Annotated in this window: 15 protein-coding genes and 1 tRNA gene; 7 read left to right on the top strand and 9 right to left on the bottom strand. The window is 71.3% G+C overall.

The window, feature by feature from the left end; genetic code table 11:
* The first annotated feature begins 65 nt into the window (after positions 1-65).
* Positions 66-1010, top strand: coding sequence for a rhomboid family intramembrane serine protease (locus tag ACNAW0_RS23225; RefSeq protein ID WP_416290080.1), 945 nt, complete (start codon positions 66-68; stop codon positions 1008-1010).
* An 81-nt stretch (positions 1011-1091) separates the two neighbouring features.
* On the opposite strand, the gene ACNAW0_RS23230 is transcribed toward ACNAW0_RS23225, so the two are convergent.
* The gene (locus ACNAW0_RS23230) at positions 1092-1478 is read right to left on the bottom strand and encodes a PH domain-containing protein (protein WP_416290095.1); all 387 of its coding nucleotides are present in this window, start codon (positions 1476-1478) and stop codon (positions 1092-1094) included.
* A 170-nt stretch (positions 1479-1648) separates the two neighbouring features.
* On the opposite strand from ACNAW0_RS23230, the gene ACNAW0_RS23235 reads away from it, so the two are divergent.
* From ACNAW0_RS23235 to ACNAW0_RS23250, 4 genes are all read left to right on the top strand, one after another.
* Positions 1649-2821, top strand: a complete 1173-nt coding sequence (locus tag ACNAW0_RS23235; RefSeq protein ID WP_416290081.1) for a thiolase family protein — start codon at positions 1649-1651, stop codon at positions 2819-2821.
* 219 nt (positions 2822-3040) lie between these two features.
* Positions 3041-4636 carry a glycoside hydrolase domain-containing protein gene (locus ACNAW0_RS23240; RefSeq protein ID WP_416290082.1) on the top strand — a complete coding sequence of 532 codons (1596 nt, stop codon included), beginning with the start codon at positions 3041-3043 and terminating at the stop codon, positions 4634-4636.
* 185 nt (positions 4637-4821) lie between these two features.
* Positions 4822-5334, top strand: coding sequence for a hypothetical protein (locus ACNAW0_RS23245; RefSeq protein ID WP_416290083.1), 513 nt, complete (start codon positions 4822-4824; stop codon positions 5332-5334).
* A 210-nt stretch (positions 5335-5544) separates the two neighbouring features.
* Positions 5545-6231, top strand: coding sequence for a glycosyltransferase family 2 protein (locus ACNAW0_RS23250; RefSeq protein ID WP_416290084.1), 687 nt, complete (start codon positions 5545-5547; stop codon positions 6229-6231).
* 22 nt (positions 6232-6253) lie between these two features.
* Here ACNAW0_RS23250 and ACNAW0_RS23255 read toward each other — a convergent pair whose 3' ends face one another.
* Both ACNAW0_RS23255 and ACNAW0_RS23260 read right to left on the bottom strand, forming a co-directional pair.
* Positions 6254-7138: a transketolase family protein gene (locus ACNAW0_RS23255; RefSeq protein ID WP_416290086.1), complete on the bottom strand. Its 885-nt coding sequence runs from the start codon at positions 7136-7138 to the stop codon at positions 6254-6256.
* A 2-nt stretch (positions 7139-7140) separates the two neighbouring features.
* Entirely contained in the window at positions 7141-7833 is a 693-nt protein-coding gene (locus ACNAW0_RS23260; RefSeq protein WP_416290087.1) for a transketolase, read from the bottom strand.
* A 46-nt stretch (positions 7834-7879) separates the two neighbouring features.
* Here ACNAW0_RS23260 and soxR point away from each other — a divergent pair, with 46 nt between their 5' ends.
* The gene (gene soxR / locus ACNAW0_RS23265; RefSeq protein WP_416290088.1) at positions 7880-8341 is read left to right on the top strand and encodes a redox-sensitive transcriptional activator SoxR; all 462 of its coding nucleotides are present in this window, start codon (positions 7880-7882) and stop codon (positions 8339-8341) included.
* 4 nt (positions 8342-8345) lie between these two features.
* Here the strand turns inward: soxR and ACNAW0_RS23270 are convergent, their stop codons facing one another.
* Together ACNAW0_RS23270 and ACNAW0_RS23275 are read right to left on the bottom strand one after the other, a co-directional pair.
* A complete protein-coding gene (locus ACNAW0_RS23270) occupies positions 8346-9320 on the bottom strand; it encodes an NAD(P)H-quinone oxidoreductase (protein ID WP_416290089.1) in 975 nt (324 codons plus the stop codon).
* A gap of 10 nt (positions 9321-9330) precedes the next feature.
* A complete protein-coding gene (locus ACNAW0_RS23275; protein ID WP_416290090.1) occupies positions 9331-9867 on the bottom strand; it encodes an AAA family ATPase in 537 nt (178 codons plus the stop codon).
* A gap of 99 nt (positions 9868-9966) precedes the next feature.
* Here ACNAW0_RS23275 and ACNAW0_RS23280 point away from each other — a divergent pair.
* Positions 9967-10053 (top strand) — tRNA-Ser (locus tag ACNAW0_RS23280).
* A gap of 108 nt (positions 10054-10161) precedes the next feature.
* Here the strand turns inward: ACNAW0_RS23280 and ACNAW0_RS23285 are convergent.
* From ACNAW0_RS23285 to ACNAW0_RS23300, 4 genes are all read right to left on the bottom strand, one after another.
* Entirely contained in the window at positions 10162-11586 is a 1425-nt protein-coding gene (locus ACNAW0_RS23285; RefSeq protein ID WP_416290091.1) for a tyrosine-type recombinase/integrase, read from the bottom strand.
* A complete protein-coding gene (locus ACNAW0_RS23290; RefSeq protein WP_416290092.1) occupies positions 11583-11789 on the bottom strand; it encodes a helix-turn-helix transcriptional regulator in 207 nt (68 codons plus the stop codon). The genes ACNAW0_RS23285 and ACNAW0_RS23290 overlap by 4 nt, the downstream gene beginning before the upstream one ends.
* The gene (locus tag ACNAW0_RS23295) at positions 11786-11953 is read right to left on the bottom strand and encodes a hypothetical protein (RefSeq protein WP_416290093.1); all 168 of its coding nucleotides are present in this window, start codon (positions 11951-11953) and stop codon (positions 11786-11788) included. Before ACNAW0_RS23295 ends, ACNAW0_RS23290 begins: the two co-directional genes overlap by 4 nt.
* Before the next feature lie 331 nt (positions 11954-12284).
* On the bottom strand, positions 12285-13484 hold the full coding sequence (locus ACNAW0_RS23300; protein ID WP_416290096.1) for a DUF3631 domain-containing protein: 1200 nt from the start codon (positions 13482-13484) through the stop codon (positions 12285-12287).
* Between the last annotated feature and the right edge of the window lie 7 nt (positions 13485-13491).

Consider the following 13491-nt stretch of genomic DNA (forward strand, 5'->3'; position numbering starts at 1 on the left):
GCCTCGCGCCGCGGTTGAGCGGAGCGGAGCGGCGGCGTGAGCACCGTGCGGGTACCTTTGCTCGCATGACTGAGCGCTCCGGGCAGGCAAATGACGCCACCGGCGGGCCGGTGCCGACCACTCCGGTCTGCTACCGCCACCCCGGCCGGGGGACGTACGTCCGGTGCACGCGCTGTGACCGGCCGATCTGCCCTGAGTGCATGCGGGAGGCCTCGGTCGGGCACCAGTGCCCGGAGTGCGTGAGCGAGGGGCGCCGTAGCGTGCGGCCGGCGCGTACCGCCTTCGGTGGCGGTGCCGCCGGCCGCGAGGGCTACGTCACAAAGACCCTGATCGCGCTGAACGTGCTGGTCATGGTCCTCTCCATCGCCTCGGCCAAGAACGTGGGTGCGGCCGCCGGCGGCAGCGGCCTCGGTGGCCTGCTCGGCGGCCGCACGCCGCTGACGGACTGGGGGTCGGTGCTCGGCCTGGCCGTCTTCCCCGACGGAACCGTCGGCGGGGTCGCCGAGGGGCAGTGGTACCGCCTGGTCACCGCGATGTTCCTGCACTACGGCCTGGTGCACCTGTTGCTCAACATGTGGGGGCTCTGGGTGCTCGGCCGGGCGCTGGAGTCGGTGCTCGGCCCGCTGCGCTTCCTGGCGCTCTACCTGATCGCCGGGCTGGGCGGCAACGTCGCCGTCTACCTGTTCAGCCCGCCCAACCAGCCCTCGGCGGGTGCGTCGACCGCCATCTTCGGCCTCTTCGCCGCGATCTTCGTGATCATGCGCCGGCTGGGCCGGAGCACCTCGGCCATCGTGCCGATCCTGGTGATCAACCTGGTCTTCACCTTCACCGTGCCGAACATCTCCGTCGCCGGTCACCTCGGTGGCCTGTTCACCGGCGCGCTGATGGCCCTGGTCCTGGCGTACGCCCCGCGGCTGCGGCGGAACCTGGTCCAGGCGGCGGGTGGGGCGATCGTGCTGGTGGCGCTGCTCGGGCTGGTCCTGGTCCGCACCGGGATGCTGACCGGCTGAGCCGGCACACGCCGGGCCGAGGCACAGCTGTCGCCGGTCGGTGCCCCGGCGGCCGCCAGCCGGCGACAACCTGGGCGGCTGTCAGCCGGTGGCGGCCTGGGCGGCCCGCAGGGCCTCGGCGACCTCGTCCAGCGGCGCGTCGAGGTCGTACCGGCCGAACAGGTGCAACGAATTGCCCGCGTCGATCTCCAGCGTCTCGGCGCTGAGCCCCCGCCGGGTACGCCGCTCCACCCGGACGGCCTCCACGGCCGGCCAGGGCAGCCGCCGCCGGCCGGCGAAGCCCTCGCGTACGATGATCCCCTCCGCGTCGACGGCCAGCCGGACCGGCGCGACCAGGTCGCGTACGGCCCAGCCGGCCAGCGCGGCGGCGGCCAGCCCGGCGAGTACGAGCCGGACCCGATCGCCGTCGGCGAAGAGCAGGCCGAGCGCGACCAGGACCACCGCCCCGACCAGCTTGGCCACCGGCATGGCCGGCGGTACGCGCCACTGCCGGGAACGGGACTGAGGCGACTGTGGAATCACCACCCCAGGATGCCAGCCGGTCCGGCCGCCGGCGCTATCGCCGGGAGGTCGGGGGAGGGCGGCCGGGCGGCTGAGGACGTAGGATCGGAGGCAGCCCAAGTTACCGGGGAGTAGACATGAGTGACGCGGTCATCGTCGGTGCGGTACGGACCCCGGTCGGGCGGCGCAAGGGCAGCCTGGCCGGCATACATCCGGTCGACCTCTCGGCGCACGCGCTGCGCGCCCTCGCCGAGCGGACCGGGATCGACCCCGGCCTGGTCGACGACGTGGTCTGGGGCTGCGTCTCCCAGGTCGGCGAGCAGTCGTGGAACGTGGCGCGCAACGCCGTCCTCGCCGCGGGCTGGCCCGAGTCGGTCCCCGGCACCACCCTCGACCGGCAGTGCGGGTCGAGCCAGCAGGCGCTGCACTTCGCCGCCGCCACCGTCGTATCCGGCCAGGCCGACCTGGTGGTCGCCGGTGGGGTGGAGTCGATGACCCGGGTGCCGATGGGCTCCAGCGTGGCCGGCGGGATGCCGTTCAGCGTGGCGATCCTGGAGCGCTACCGGGGCGTCGAGGGCGTCGCCGAGGACAACCCGCTCCCGTTCAACCAGGGCGTCGGCGCCGAGCTGATCGCCCAGCGGTGGCGCTTCTCCCGGGCCCAGCTCGACGAGTTCGCGCTGGCCAGCCACGAGAAGGCCGCCGCCGCGCAGGACGCCGGCGCGTTCGACCCCGAGCTGGCCCCGGTGCCGCTGGCCGACGGCGGCAAGTTCAGCGCCGACGAAGGTATCCGGCGGGACACCTCGCTGGCCAAGCTCGGCGAGTTGGCCACCCCGTTCAGGGCCGACGGCGTGGTCACCGCCGGCTCCGCGTCGCAGATCTCCGACGGGGCCGCGGCGCTCGCCGTCACCACCAGCGAGTGGGCCAGCCGGCACGGCCTGCGCCCGCTGGCCCGCGTACACACCGCCGTGGTCGCCGCGGACGACCCGGTCACCATGCTCACCGCCCCCATCCCGGCCACCGCGAAGGCGCTGCGCCGCGCGGGGCTGGGCATCGAGGAGATCGGGGTGTACGAGGTGAACGAGGCGTTCGCACCGGTCCCGCTGGCCTGGCTGGCGGAGACCGAGGCGGACCCGGAGCGGCTCAACCCGCGCGGCGGGGCGATCGCCCTGGGTCACCCGCTCGGCGCGTCCGGCGCCCGGATCATGATCACCATGCTCCAGCACATGCGGGACAACGGGATCCGCTATGGCCTCCAGACCATGTGCGAGGGTGGCGGGATGGCCAACGCGACCATCGTCGAGCTGCTCTGAGGCGGGTGATCCCCCGCCCGCTGCACCGCCCGACTGCCTGGGCCGGCCCGCACGGGCAGTCCCTCCGCGGGCTGACGAAACAGTCCGAATAGGACGGGATTTCGTTGCGGGGTCGACAGACCGGCTTCGACCTGGCAACAATCTTTGGGCCGGTGCGAGGCGAGGGACGCCAGAGGTCCGCCCGCCGGCCTTCCGATCACGGAGCAGATTCGGGGAACTATGACACCCACCTTCTCGCGGCTCGGGCTGCGCCGGGCCGCTCGGCGGACGCTGGCTGCCACGGCCGCAGCCGTCGTCGGTGCCGGCACCGCACTCGCCGCCACCACCGGCCCGGCCTCGGCGGCCGTCGGCCCGCAGCCCGGCACCTACACCGGTCTCGGCTTCGACGCCTGCACCGCGCCGAGCAGCGCCGCCATGCAGGCCTGGCGGGCCAACTCGCCCTACCGGGCCGTCACCATCTACTTCGGCGGGGTGGACCGGGGCTGTGCCCAGCCCAACCTCACCGCCGAATGGGTCGCCACACAGGTGGCGGCCGGCTGGCACCTGGTGCCGATGTACGTCGGCCTCCAGGCGCCGTGCCTCGAGACGACCAAGGCCAAGATCGACCCCACTCAGGCCGCCGCGCAGGGCCGAGCTCAGGCCGAGGACGCCCTCGTCCAGGCGCAGAACCTCGGCCTGCCCCGGGAAAGCGTCCTCGTCTACGACATGGAGGACTACTCCGGCGGGGACGCCGCCTGCACCACGGCGGTCCTTTCCTTCATGAGCGCCTGGACGGCGCGCCTGCACGACTCGGGCTACCTCTCCGGCTTCTACAGCAGTGTGGCGCGCGGCGTGGCCGACCAGGTCACGGCCTACAACAACGCCGGCTACGTCCGCCCCGACTACATGCACTTCGCCCGCTGGGACGACGTGGCGACGGTCGACGACCCGACGATCCCGGCCGGCTACTGGTCGCCGAAGCGGCGGATGAAGCAGCACGCCGGCCCGCGCAACGAGACGTACGGCGGCTACACCATCAACATCGACGGTGACTTCCTGGACGTCGCCCCGCTCCCCGCCGCCCGCTTCGGCGACTTCACCGGCAACGGCTGGTCGGACGTCGTCTACCGGGAGGCGGCCACCGGCCGGGCGTACGTCTACTCCGGCAACGGCACGACGCTGAGCGGCCGGCTGAGCCTGGGCGCCGGCTGGAACACCATGGACGTCATGCTGCGAGCGGGAAACTTCAACCGCTCGGGCGGCGAGGACATCCTGGCCCGGGAGAAGCGGACCGGTTACCTGTGGCTCTACCCGGGCACCGGGTCGGGGACCACCACCCGGGTGAAGCTCGGCGCCGGCTGGAACAGCATGCGGGAGATCACCCCGATCGGTGACTACAACCGGGACGGCTACCAGGACGTGGTGGCGGTGCAGTCGTCAACGGGCAAGCTGTACCTGTACACGGGCAAGGGCACCACGTTCAGCAGCAAGGTGCTGCTGGGCTCGGGCTGGAACGGCTTCGACGAGCTGAACGGCGGCGGCGACTTCAACGGGGACGGCTACCCGGACCTGCTGGCCCGGGAGAAGAGCACCGGCTACCTGTACCTCTACACGGGGCGCGGGGGCGCGTTCACCAAGCGGACGAGGATCGGCAGCGGCTGGGACACCGCGCGGGACCTGGTCCAGGTCGGTGACTTCGACCGGAACGGTTGGCCGGACCTGGTCGCGGTGCAGAAGTCCACCGGCTACCTGCTCCGCTACCCGTGGACCGGCACCGGCTGGGCCCCGGCGATCCGGATCGGCACCGGCTGGGGCAACGCGGCCCCGCTGCTCTGACCCCACAGGGCATCCCCGACGGCCCGCGCCGGATCAGTCGGCGCGGGCCGTCGCATGTCCGTCGGGAAGAGGACCGGCGGTCCCGGCTGGCGACGCCGCACAGCGGGTGCGATTTGCACGGGTGGAAGTTCCAGAAGTCGCGAGTGACCCATATCACCTCAGCTCACATGCTCGTTGCATCTTGCATGGACGTGTTCTCGCGAACGTTCCTTCCGGCCGCCGCCGAGACCGGCCTGGCGACCCAGACTGTCAGTCGGCACATGTCGATCTTCCGCCGGTGCGTCGGCTCCGGCGACGCACCGATCCTGGTCACCCGCTGCAGCCGCCCCGAGCACCCGATCGGCGGCGACTACCTGATGCTCCTCACCCACCGCCGGCTGGTGATCACCCGGCAGACCCGGGTGCTGCACCGGCTGCGCCTGCACCTCAACACCGAACTGCGTGAGTTGACCAACGTGACCTGGAGCTCTGACCCGCGCTCGCAGAGCGTCGAGCTGGCGGCCACCGCGATCGACGGGGTCCGCGAGCGGTTCCTCATCCGTACCCACCATCCGAAGCAGGTGTGGCAGGTCGACACGCTGCTCAACCACGCTTTCCGGACCCGGCTCCGGACGCCGGCGGAGCGGCTGGTCGCCACCATCGGCGAGCCGCCGGTCGGCGCCCGGCCGGCCGCGTTCCGTCCCGCGCCGGTGCGCTGACTCACTCCGTACAGAACCCGAACATTCCCCCGTACGTCTCCGCCGGCCAGCGGTCGGCAATCATGGGCACCTCTCGTCAGTAGACCCGGGAGCCGATGAAGTCGCCGTAGCCGACCGGGGCTCGTCGGGCTTGTGGGCACGCGCTGCCCACCTTGACGACCGCCCCGAGTTACGCTAGGGCCGACTGACCGTAGCCACCGTGGAGAACCCGTGAAGCTCTCGATCCTCATGCCGGTCTACAACGAGGAAGAACGCATCGCGGATGCCCTGAAGCAGGCATTGGCGGTGGACTATCCCTGCGAGATCGAACTCGTCATTGTGGATGACGGCAGCCGGGACGGGACCGCAGAGGTCCTCGAACGGGTGGACGACGCGCGGCTGCGGGTCATCACCCACCAGCGCAACGCCGGCAAGGGCGCGGCGATCAAGACCGCCGTGGCCAGCGCCGAGGGTGAGTACATGGTCATCCTCGACGCCGACCTCGAGTACGACCCGCAGGACATTCCGCGACTGCTCGAGCCGGTGCTCGACGGGCGGGCGACGGTGGTCTACGGCAACCGGACGTTCGGCAGCCACAGCGCCTACAGCTTCTGGTACGTGATGGGCAACAGGGGCGTCACAATGGTGGCCAACGTGCTGTTCAACTCGTACATCGGCGACCTGGAGACCTGCTTCAAGCTGATGCCGCTGGAGCTCTACCGCTCGCTCCAGGTCCGGTCGCGCGGCTTCGGCATGGAGGCCGAGGTCACGGGCAAGCTGCTCCGCCAGCGCATCCGCCCCTACGAGGTGCCGATCAGCTATCGGGCCCGGGGCCGCGAAGAGGGCAAGAAGATCACCTGGAAGGACGGCGTCGAGGCCGTCTGGATCCTCACCCGCGAGCGCGCCCGGCGCCGGTAGGTCCTCCAGGCCGCGACCCGCCTCAGGAGGCGGCCGAGAGGAACGCGCCGACCGAGCGGCGCAGGCCGGCCGCGTCCAGGCCGTGCCAGCGGTCGTGGTCCTCGGGCGTGCCGTAGCGGCGCAGCTCCGACCGGCCCACCCCGAGGCTGAGCAGCCGGTGCGGCCGATCGGCCAGCGCCGCGCCGACCACCCGGGCCGAGGTGCCCGCCAGATACGGCTCGACCAGGACCACCTCGGTGCCCGCGAGGGCCCGCAGCCCGGCGGAGTCGAAGGGCCGCGGCCGATGGGTGTACGCCACGGTCAACGGCAGATCGGCGACCGCCGCGAGGGCCTGGTCCAGCAGCGGACCGACCGCCACCAGCAGCGGCGCCCCCGGCCCGGCATCGCGGACGACCCGCAGGTCACCCGCCTCCGGGTACGCCCACGCGTTGCTCTGGGTGGACAGCCGCACGTACGCCGAGCCCTGCCCGCACACCACGCCGCGCAGCAGCCCGGGCACCTCGTCCCGGTGGCCCGGCACGTGCACCGTCCAGTCGTGCAGAGTGTCGATCATTGCGACGTCCGCCGGGCTCAGGTGGGTGCGGCCCGCCGCCGCCCGGTCGTACGACGCGCCGACGCTGACCAGCACCGCCCCGACCCCCTGATGGTCGAGGTCCAGTTTGATCTGCTCGTACGCCCGCTCCACCAGGAACGGCGCGTAGCTGTGCACGATGGGGCGCTGCCCGGTCAGCGCGAGGCCACCCGCCACGCCCACCATGAGCTGCTCCCGGATGCCGACGTTGATGACGCGGTCCGGGTGACGCTCGGCGGCCGGGGCGAACGCCGCGGCGGAGATGTCGGCCAGCACGATGGTGGTGCGTGGGTCGTCCAGGAAGGCGGTGGCCGTGGCCACGAAGGTGTCGCGCATGATCACTCCCCGTCCGTGACGACCGCGACGACGACGTGCGGCCGGTGGTTGTCGTGCCCGGTGAGGGCGGTGTGCAGGGCCGCCTGGTCCCGGCCGTCGATGGTCGCGGCGGTCCACCCGTTGACGGTGAACCGGCTCGCCGCGCCGCCCGGCCAGCCGTGGCTCGCCGACCGGTTGTCCAGCACGATCGCGGTCAGGTTGGCCAACCCGGTCGCCCCGGCGTACGCGATCGCCTCGTGGTTCGAGCCCTCGTCCAGCTCGGCGTCGCCGAGCAGCACGTACACCCGGGGGTCGCGCCGGCCCTGGGCCCGCAGCCCGAGTGCGGTGCCCACGCCCAGACCGAGCCCGTGCCCGAGCGACCCGGAGCCGATCTCCACGCCGGGCACCAGCAGCCGGTCCGGATGGTCGCCGAGGCGGCTGGCCGAGCCGCCCTGGTCGTCCAGCCACTCCACCGGCACGAAGCCCTTCGCGGCGAGCAGCGCGTAGTAGCCGGCGACCGCGTGCCCTTTGGAGAGCAGGAAGCGGTCCCGGTCCGGATCGTCGACGGTCTCCGGGGTGATCCGGAGTACCCGGTCGTAGAGCACCTGGAGCACGTCCAGCGTCGAGTACACGTTGGCGCCGAACTCCCGTCCGGCGCGTACCCGGTCGAGCAGACCCCGGAGCACGGCGGGGTCGGTGGCAGTCGTCGTCGTCATGCCGCTAGCCTCGGAGTTGAAGCACACTTCAACTCAAGGCCCTGTGATGCCGGAAACACTCACCATCGGACAGCTCTCCGCCCGCAGCGGGGTGGCTCCCTCCGCGCTGCGCTACTACGAGCGGCTCGGGCTGATCCGCTCCCAGCGCACCGGCGGCAACCAGCGCCGGTACGCCCGCACCGAGCTGCGCCGGGTGGCCTTCATCCGGATCTCCCAGCAGGTCGGCGTCTCGCTCGAGGAGATCCGGGAGGCGCTGGACTCGCTGCCGTCCTCGCGTACGCCCACCCCGGACGACTGGGCGGCGCTCTCCCGCGCCTGGCGGGACCGGCTGGACGAGAAGATCCGGCTGCTCGGCAAGCTCCGCGACGACCTGGACGGCTGCATCGGCTGCGGCTGCCTGTCGTTGCAGCGCTGTACCCTCTACAACCCGGCGGACTCGCTGGCCGCCGAAGGCCCCGGCGCCCGGCTGATGCTGCCCGGTGCCGATCCGGACCGGGCGTCGGCCTGACCGGTCACCGGACCAGCAGCACCTTGCCCAGGTGGTCGCTCGTCTCGATCAGGCGGTGCGCGTCGGCGGCGTCGGCCAGCCTCGCCCGGGCGTGCACCACCGGGCGGATCGCCCCCGACTCGACCAGCGGCCACACCTGCTCGCGTACGCCCCGGACGATCTCCGCCTTCTCGCCCAGCGGGCGGGAGCGCAGCGCCGTCGCGTGGACCGAGCCGCGCTTCGCCAGCAGCATGCCCAGGTCCAGCTCGCCCTTGCGGCCGCCCTGCATGCCGATCACCACCAGCCGGCCGCCGGTGGCCAGCGCCGCCACGTTCCGGGGCAGGTACGCGGCGCCCATGATGTCCAGGATCACGTCCGCGCCCCGGCCGTCGGTGACCCGGCGGACCTCCTCGACGAAGTCCTGCTCCCGGTAGTCGATCGCGTGTGCGGCGCCCAGCTCGCGCAGCCGCTCGTGCTTCGCCGCCCTTGCGGTCACCACCACCGTCGCGCCGAGCGCCACGCCGAGCTGGATGGCGAAGGTGCCGATCCCGCTGCCGCCACCGTGTACCAGGAGCGTCTCGCCCGCCGTCAGCCCGGCGACCCGGACCACGTTCGACCAGACCGTGCAGGCCACCTCCGGCAGCGCCGCCGCGTCGACCACGTCCACCCCGGCCGGCACCGGTAGCAGCTGCCCGGCCGGCACGGCCACCCGCTCGGCGTATCCACCGCCGGACAGCAGCGCACAGACCTCCTGGCCGACCGCCCAGCCGGTCACCTCGGCACCGACCGCGGCGATCACCCCCGAGCACTCCAACCCCGGGTACGCCGGCGCACCCGGGGGCGGCGGGTAGTGCCCCTGCCGTTGCAGCAGGTCGGCGCGGTTCACGGCGCTCGCTGACACCTCGACGACCACCTCGCCGGGGCCGGGCTCCGGGTCGGGCACCTCCGACCAGACGAGGGCCTCGGGTCCGCCGGGTTTCGGAATCGTGATCGCGTGCATGGCCCCAGTCTTACCCGATCCGCCCCTCCGTCCACGCCCGAGCCAGGATCTCGTCCACCGTCTCCTCGGGCGTCTGTGCCGAGGTGTCCAGCCAGAGCCCGATCCGGGGCGTGGCGGCGCGGAATTCGGCGTCGAACTCGGCCACCGGCCAGTCTCCGTACCCCTGCTTGGGCCGGTCCCGCTCGCGGGCGGCGACCACCTCGGCGCGGGGCGCGAGCACCACCACCGCGAGCGGCCGGTGCCGGATCCGCTCGACCATCGCCGGCAGCTCAGCGCCGATCACGATGTCCTGGAGTACGACGGTGAAGCCCTCGGCGGTGTACCGGTCCGCCACCGTGGCGGCCAGGTCGTAGCGCATCCGGAGCTGCCGCCACGCCTCGTCCGAGAGCTGCGCGGTCATCTCCGCGCGCCCGTTCACCACCATCCGTCGGAACACGTCACCCCGCAGGTGCACCGAGCAAGGCAGTCGCCGGGCCAGCAGCCCGGCCACAGTGGACTTGCCCGCCGCCATGATTCCGGTGATCAGCACCACCGCCGGGGTGTTCAATACGCGGACATCTTTGCAGCGAGGGTGGGACGCCGGCTCGCCCGTTAAGCGGTACATGGCAGACTAGGCACGGTCGCGTGCCCTGCGGGGACGTGTCCGGGAGGGTTCGCCTAGTGGCCGATGGCGCTGGTCTTGAAAACCGGTAAGGCAGCGATGTCTTCGTGGGTTCGAATCCCACACCCTCCGCCCCCTTGATCAGCAAAAACGCCCCCTGACCAGCGCGAACGCCGGTCAGGGGGCGTGTTTATGGGTGGTGAGTCGGTCTCACTTCGTCTCGCCCGGGGCCGCCGCGTCTCACTGGTCGTGTCGCTTACGTGTCGGCGCTCCCGGCTCCTTCTCGGCCGTGTCCGGCTCCTCGGTGCTCAACGCCCCCTCGATCCGCCTCCGGGCGGCCTCATCCTGTCCGTCGATGCAGGAGGCGTAGACCTTCAACAACACATGCACACTGTGCCCGGCCCACTGAGCGACCTGGGTCGCCGGTACCCCGGTGTTCAGCCAGAGCGACACGGCGGCGTGCCGCAGGTCGTACGGCCGATGAGCCAGCGGCGAGCGCTGCTGAACCGGCGTCAGCGCCGACTCCCGCGCCTGCCGCCAGGCACGTAGGTAGGTGCTCTTCGACACCGGGGCCACCCGAGCGCCGGCGGCATTGAACATCCGGCCGTTGGCGTCCCGGCAGTGCTTCCGCACGTGGTGCCGCAGGATGCCGACCAACTCCGGGCAGGCTGGCACGTCGCGGGTAGCTTTCTTCGCCCGGTGCTTCAACTCGCGATCCTCCAGCGATTCGCCGCTGTCGCTCCAATCCTCGCCGACCTGTTGAGTTGAACCGCTGAGGTGAAGCCAGCCCCACCCTTTCTCGGGCAATTCGCATTCATCGGCGCGTAGATGGATCACCTCGGAAGGGCGGAGCGCGGCAAAGTACATGCAGGCGAAGAACCCTTCCAGGTGCGGATCGCGTGTCCGGACCGCCGCGAGCAACGAACGGGCCTGCTTGGGGTTGACCACCACCTTACGGTCGACCTGATCGGTATTCTTCGGCGCTCGCCACTGGATGAAGTCCATCGGGTGGGCGTCGAGATAGCGAAGCTCTACCGCGTACTTCAAGGCGCTGTAGAAGACGGCGCGCTTTCGCGCGACGGTATTTGCTGCGGCCGGACGGCCGTCAATCCGAGTCGTTAGCAGGTCGAGCGCCTTCCGGATGATGGCCGGATTCGCCACCTCGGGCAGCGGCAGCGTGTTCGCGCTGAGCCATCGGACAACCGGGGCGAGGTGCTCCGGCGGCACGCCGTTGTCGCGGTCACGCTGCAACTTGTTGAAGGTCCACGCGTAGAGAGCGTGACGGATCTCCACGTCGTCCGGTGCTCCGCGCGACGTGTTGAGCAGCGCGGGCGTGACGGTGGTGAGCGCGTCGGCGATGCTCTTGCGCTGGGTCGCTGCGGCGCGCGGCCACTTCATGTCCACGAAAGCAACGGCCAGGTCGTACCAATTCCGGCTGTTCAGTTCCCGGGCCATCGGTTCAGGTAGCCCGGTTTTCTCGTCGAACGCCGTTCCTTCGCGTTGTGCCACGACCAGCTTCGATCGGAAACTTTCGGCCAGTGCCCGGGTGGCGAACGTGTCCCGGAACGGCTTGTTAGCGACCTTCCATCGGACCGTGTAGGACTTTTTCTTGCCGGACAGTTCGTTGGTCAGGATCGCGTGCACTCGCACGTCATAGCTGCTCAAGCGGCTGCCTCTTCTTCATGGTCGTTAAGCCAGTTGTCCAGATCGCGGCGACGGACGTACAGGCTGCCGTTGGGGTACTTGATGGTCTTGGGGGCGCGGCCGGTGGCCTTCCAGCGGAAGAAGGTCGATCGGGGCACGCGGAGTTCGTCCAGGACTTCGGCGAGGGTGAGCAGATTGCCGGTCGAGGTGCGGCGGGTGGTCATCGGCGGGTGTCCTCCCTCGGGGTGGCGTCGATGTAGATGCGGTGCCAGGTGGACGGGGACCGATCGGGGTGGGGTCGGCTGACGTTGTGGATGTGCAGCACTTGGGCGATGGCGGCGAGTGCTGCGGCTGTTTCAGCGGGGGTGCCGTGGAGCCTGATTCGCACGCTGAGCGCCTTTCGGTCTGTCCGGATCGTTTGCGGAGGAACAGGGAGGTATCGCATCAGAGCGGCGCAGAGCGGCCCGCTGAGAGCCACGGAGACGCAAGATCCGGGGTGTCCCGGTGTGATGGGTTGGGTCAATCCGTTTCAGGGGCTCTCAGCGGGCCGTTTCCGGGGCCGGCGGCCGGTAGCTGGGGCAGGAGAGGAACCCCGCCCGCCGGGGGCCGTCCGGTCATGGGCGGCGGTGGGTGACGTGTCGCCGGGGGGTATCCGTACCATCCGTACCAAGCTCGTTTTGCCTGGTCAGGTGCGGTACGGATTGGGTGCCTGGTACGGATTAATGCGTACCAAGGGCGCGACGGGGTGGGGTCGCTGGTACGGATCGATCCGTACCAGCGAGGGAATCCGTACCGGGGATGACCTGCGGAAACGACGTTGGTACGGATGGTACGGATGGGGCGGGGCAGTACCGGTTCCACGCGTCGGTGAAGGCGTCTCGGGTGTAGCCCTTGGCCTGCCCGACCGGGAATCGGATCGTGGTCGACGTGATCCCGAATTCGCGGAGCAGGTCGCCGAGACGCTTGCCGGTGAGGCCGGTCGGCCCGAACCCTGCCCACGGTGCCTCTTCGTCGTCGTTGAGGGCAGTGAGCAGGTCGTGAGTGGAAGCCGCAGGCGGGTCGCCGAGCACGGTGAAGGCGGTGCGCACGTCGGCGAGCAGCCGCACGCGGGTCGAGACGTTGCCGGACTCGTCGGCCTCGGCGGTCAGGACCGTGACGGCTTGCCGGGCACGCTGGGGCCATGTGCCGGCCGCTAGGTCGGCGACGGCCACGAGCGGTTCCCACGTGTCGGCCGCGCGGTCTTCAACCGGCATCGGCGGTTCGGCGGCTTCGAGGGTGGCGAGGTTCGCGCCCAGCCATACGGCCAGGCGCTGAGCGATGGCGCGCAGGGCGGGACCATCGCGGCGGTGTCGGTACGGGGCGACCGTCTCGCCGGGGGCGCGGCGGCGCATCCGGACCACGACGGCGCGGTCTTCGATGGTGTCGGGCATCGCGCCAATGCCGGCGAGGGCGGCCATGGCGAAGGTGGGGATCTTCTCTAGCCGCTGGGTGCCCGCGTCCCACCGGATCGCGGGCCGGTTGCGCTGGTGGCCGGCGTTGAGCAGCCCGCGTAGGTCTTCGTTCGCGTCGGCGTTCTTCCCGCCGAAGATGGTGTCGGCTTCGTCGACCAGCAGGGTTGGCGGGGTGTCGCTGCCGATGGCGCGGTAGACGGCGGCGGGTGAGGCGTTGACGGTGATGAGCGGGTTGTGGCAGCAGCCCTCCACGACGTCGAGCAGCCGAGACTTCCCGCACCGCTTCTCCGGTGCGCGGATGACCAGGCGGGGCGCGTGTGCCCACGCGGGTTGGGCGTGGGTCGCGGCGATCCACAGCGCCACGGCGTCGACAGCCTCAGCGCTGGGCAGGATGACGTAGCGGGTCAGGCAGGCGTGTAGGGCATCGAGGATCGCGGCACCGTCGACCGGGTCGGCATGGCTGGTCATGCGGCTA

This window comes from Micromonospora sp. SL1-18 (assembly GCF_047921505.1).
In the GTDB taxonomy this organism is placed as follows: Bacteria; Actinomycetota; Actinomycetes; order Mycobacteriales; family Micromonosporaceae; genus Micromonospora.

What these genes read in the sequence shown, in the direction of transcription:
- ACNAW0_RS23225 (WP_416290080.1), top strand. Translation starts at nt 66, where the DNA reads ATGACTGAGCGCTCCGGGCAGGCAAATGACGCCACCGGCGGGCCGGTG.
- ACNAW0_RS23230 (WP_416290095.1), bottom strand. Translation starts at nt 1,478, where the DNA reads ATGCCGGTGGCCAAGCTGGTCGGGGCGGTGGTCCTGGTCGCGCTCGGC.
- ACNAW0_RS23235 (WP_416290081.1), top strand. Translation starts at nt 1,649, where the DNA reads ATGAGTGACGCGGTCATCGTCGGTGCGGTACGGACCCCGGTCGGGCGG.
- ACNAW0_RS23240 (WP_416290082.1), top strand. Translation starts at nt 3,041, where the DNA reads ATGACACCCACCTTCTCGCGGCTCGGGCTGCGCCGGGCCGCTCGGCGG.
- ACNAW0_RS23245 (WP_416290083.1), top strand. Translation starts at nt 4,822, where the DNA reads ATGGACGTGTTCTCGCGAACGTTCCTTCCGGCCGCCGCCGAGACCGGC.
- ACNAW0_RS23255 (WP_416290086.1), bottom strand. Translation starts at nt 7,138, where the DNA reads ATGCGCGACACCTTCGTGGCCACGGCCACCGCCTTCCTGGACGACCCA.
- ACNAW0_RS23260 (WP_416290087.1), bottom strand. Translation starts at nt 7,833, where the DNA reads ATGACGACGACGACTGCCACCGACCCCGCCGTGCTCCGGGGTCTGCTC.
- soxR (WP_416290088.1), top strand. Translation starts at nt 7,880, where the DNA reads ATGCCGGAAACACTCACCATCGGACAGCTCTCCGCCCGCAGCGGGGTG.
- ACNAW0_RS23270 (WP_416290089.1), bottom strand. Translation starts at nt 9,320, where the DNA reads ATGCACGCGATCACGATTCCGAAACCCGGCGGACCCGAGGCCCTCGTC.
- ACNAW0_RS23290 (WP_416290092.1), bottom strand. Translation starts at nt 11,789, where the DNA reads ATGACCACCCGCCGCACCTCGACCGGCAATCTGCTCACCCTCGCCGAA.
- ACNAW0_RS23300 (WP_416290096.1), bottom strand. Translation starts at nt 13,484, where the DNA reads ATGACCAGCCATGCCGACCCGGTCGACGGTGCCGCGATCCTCGATGCC.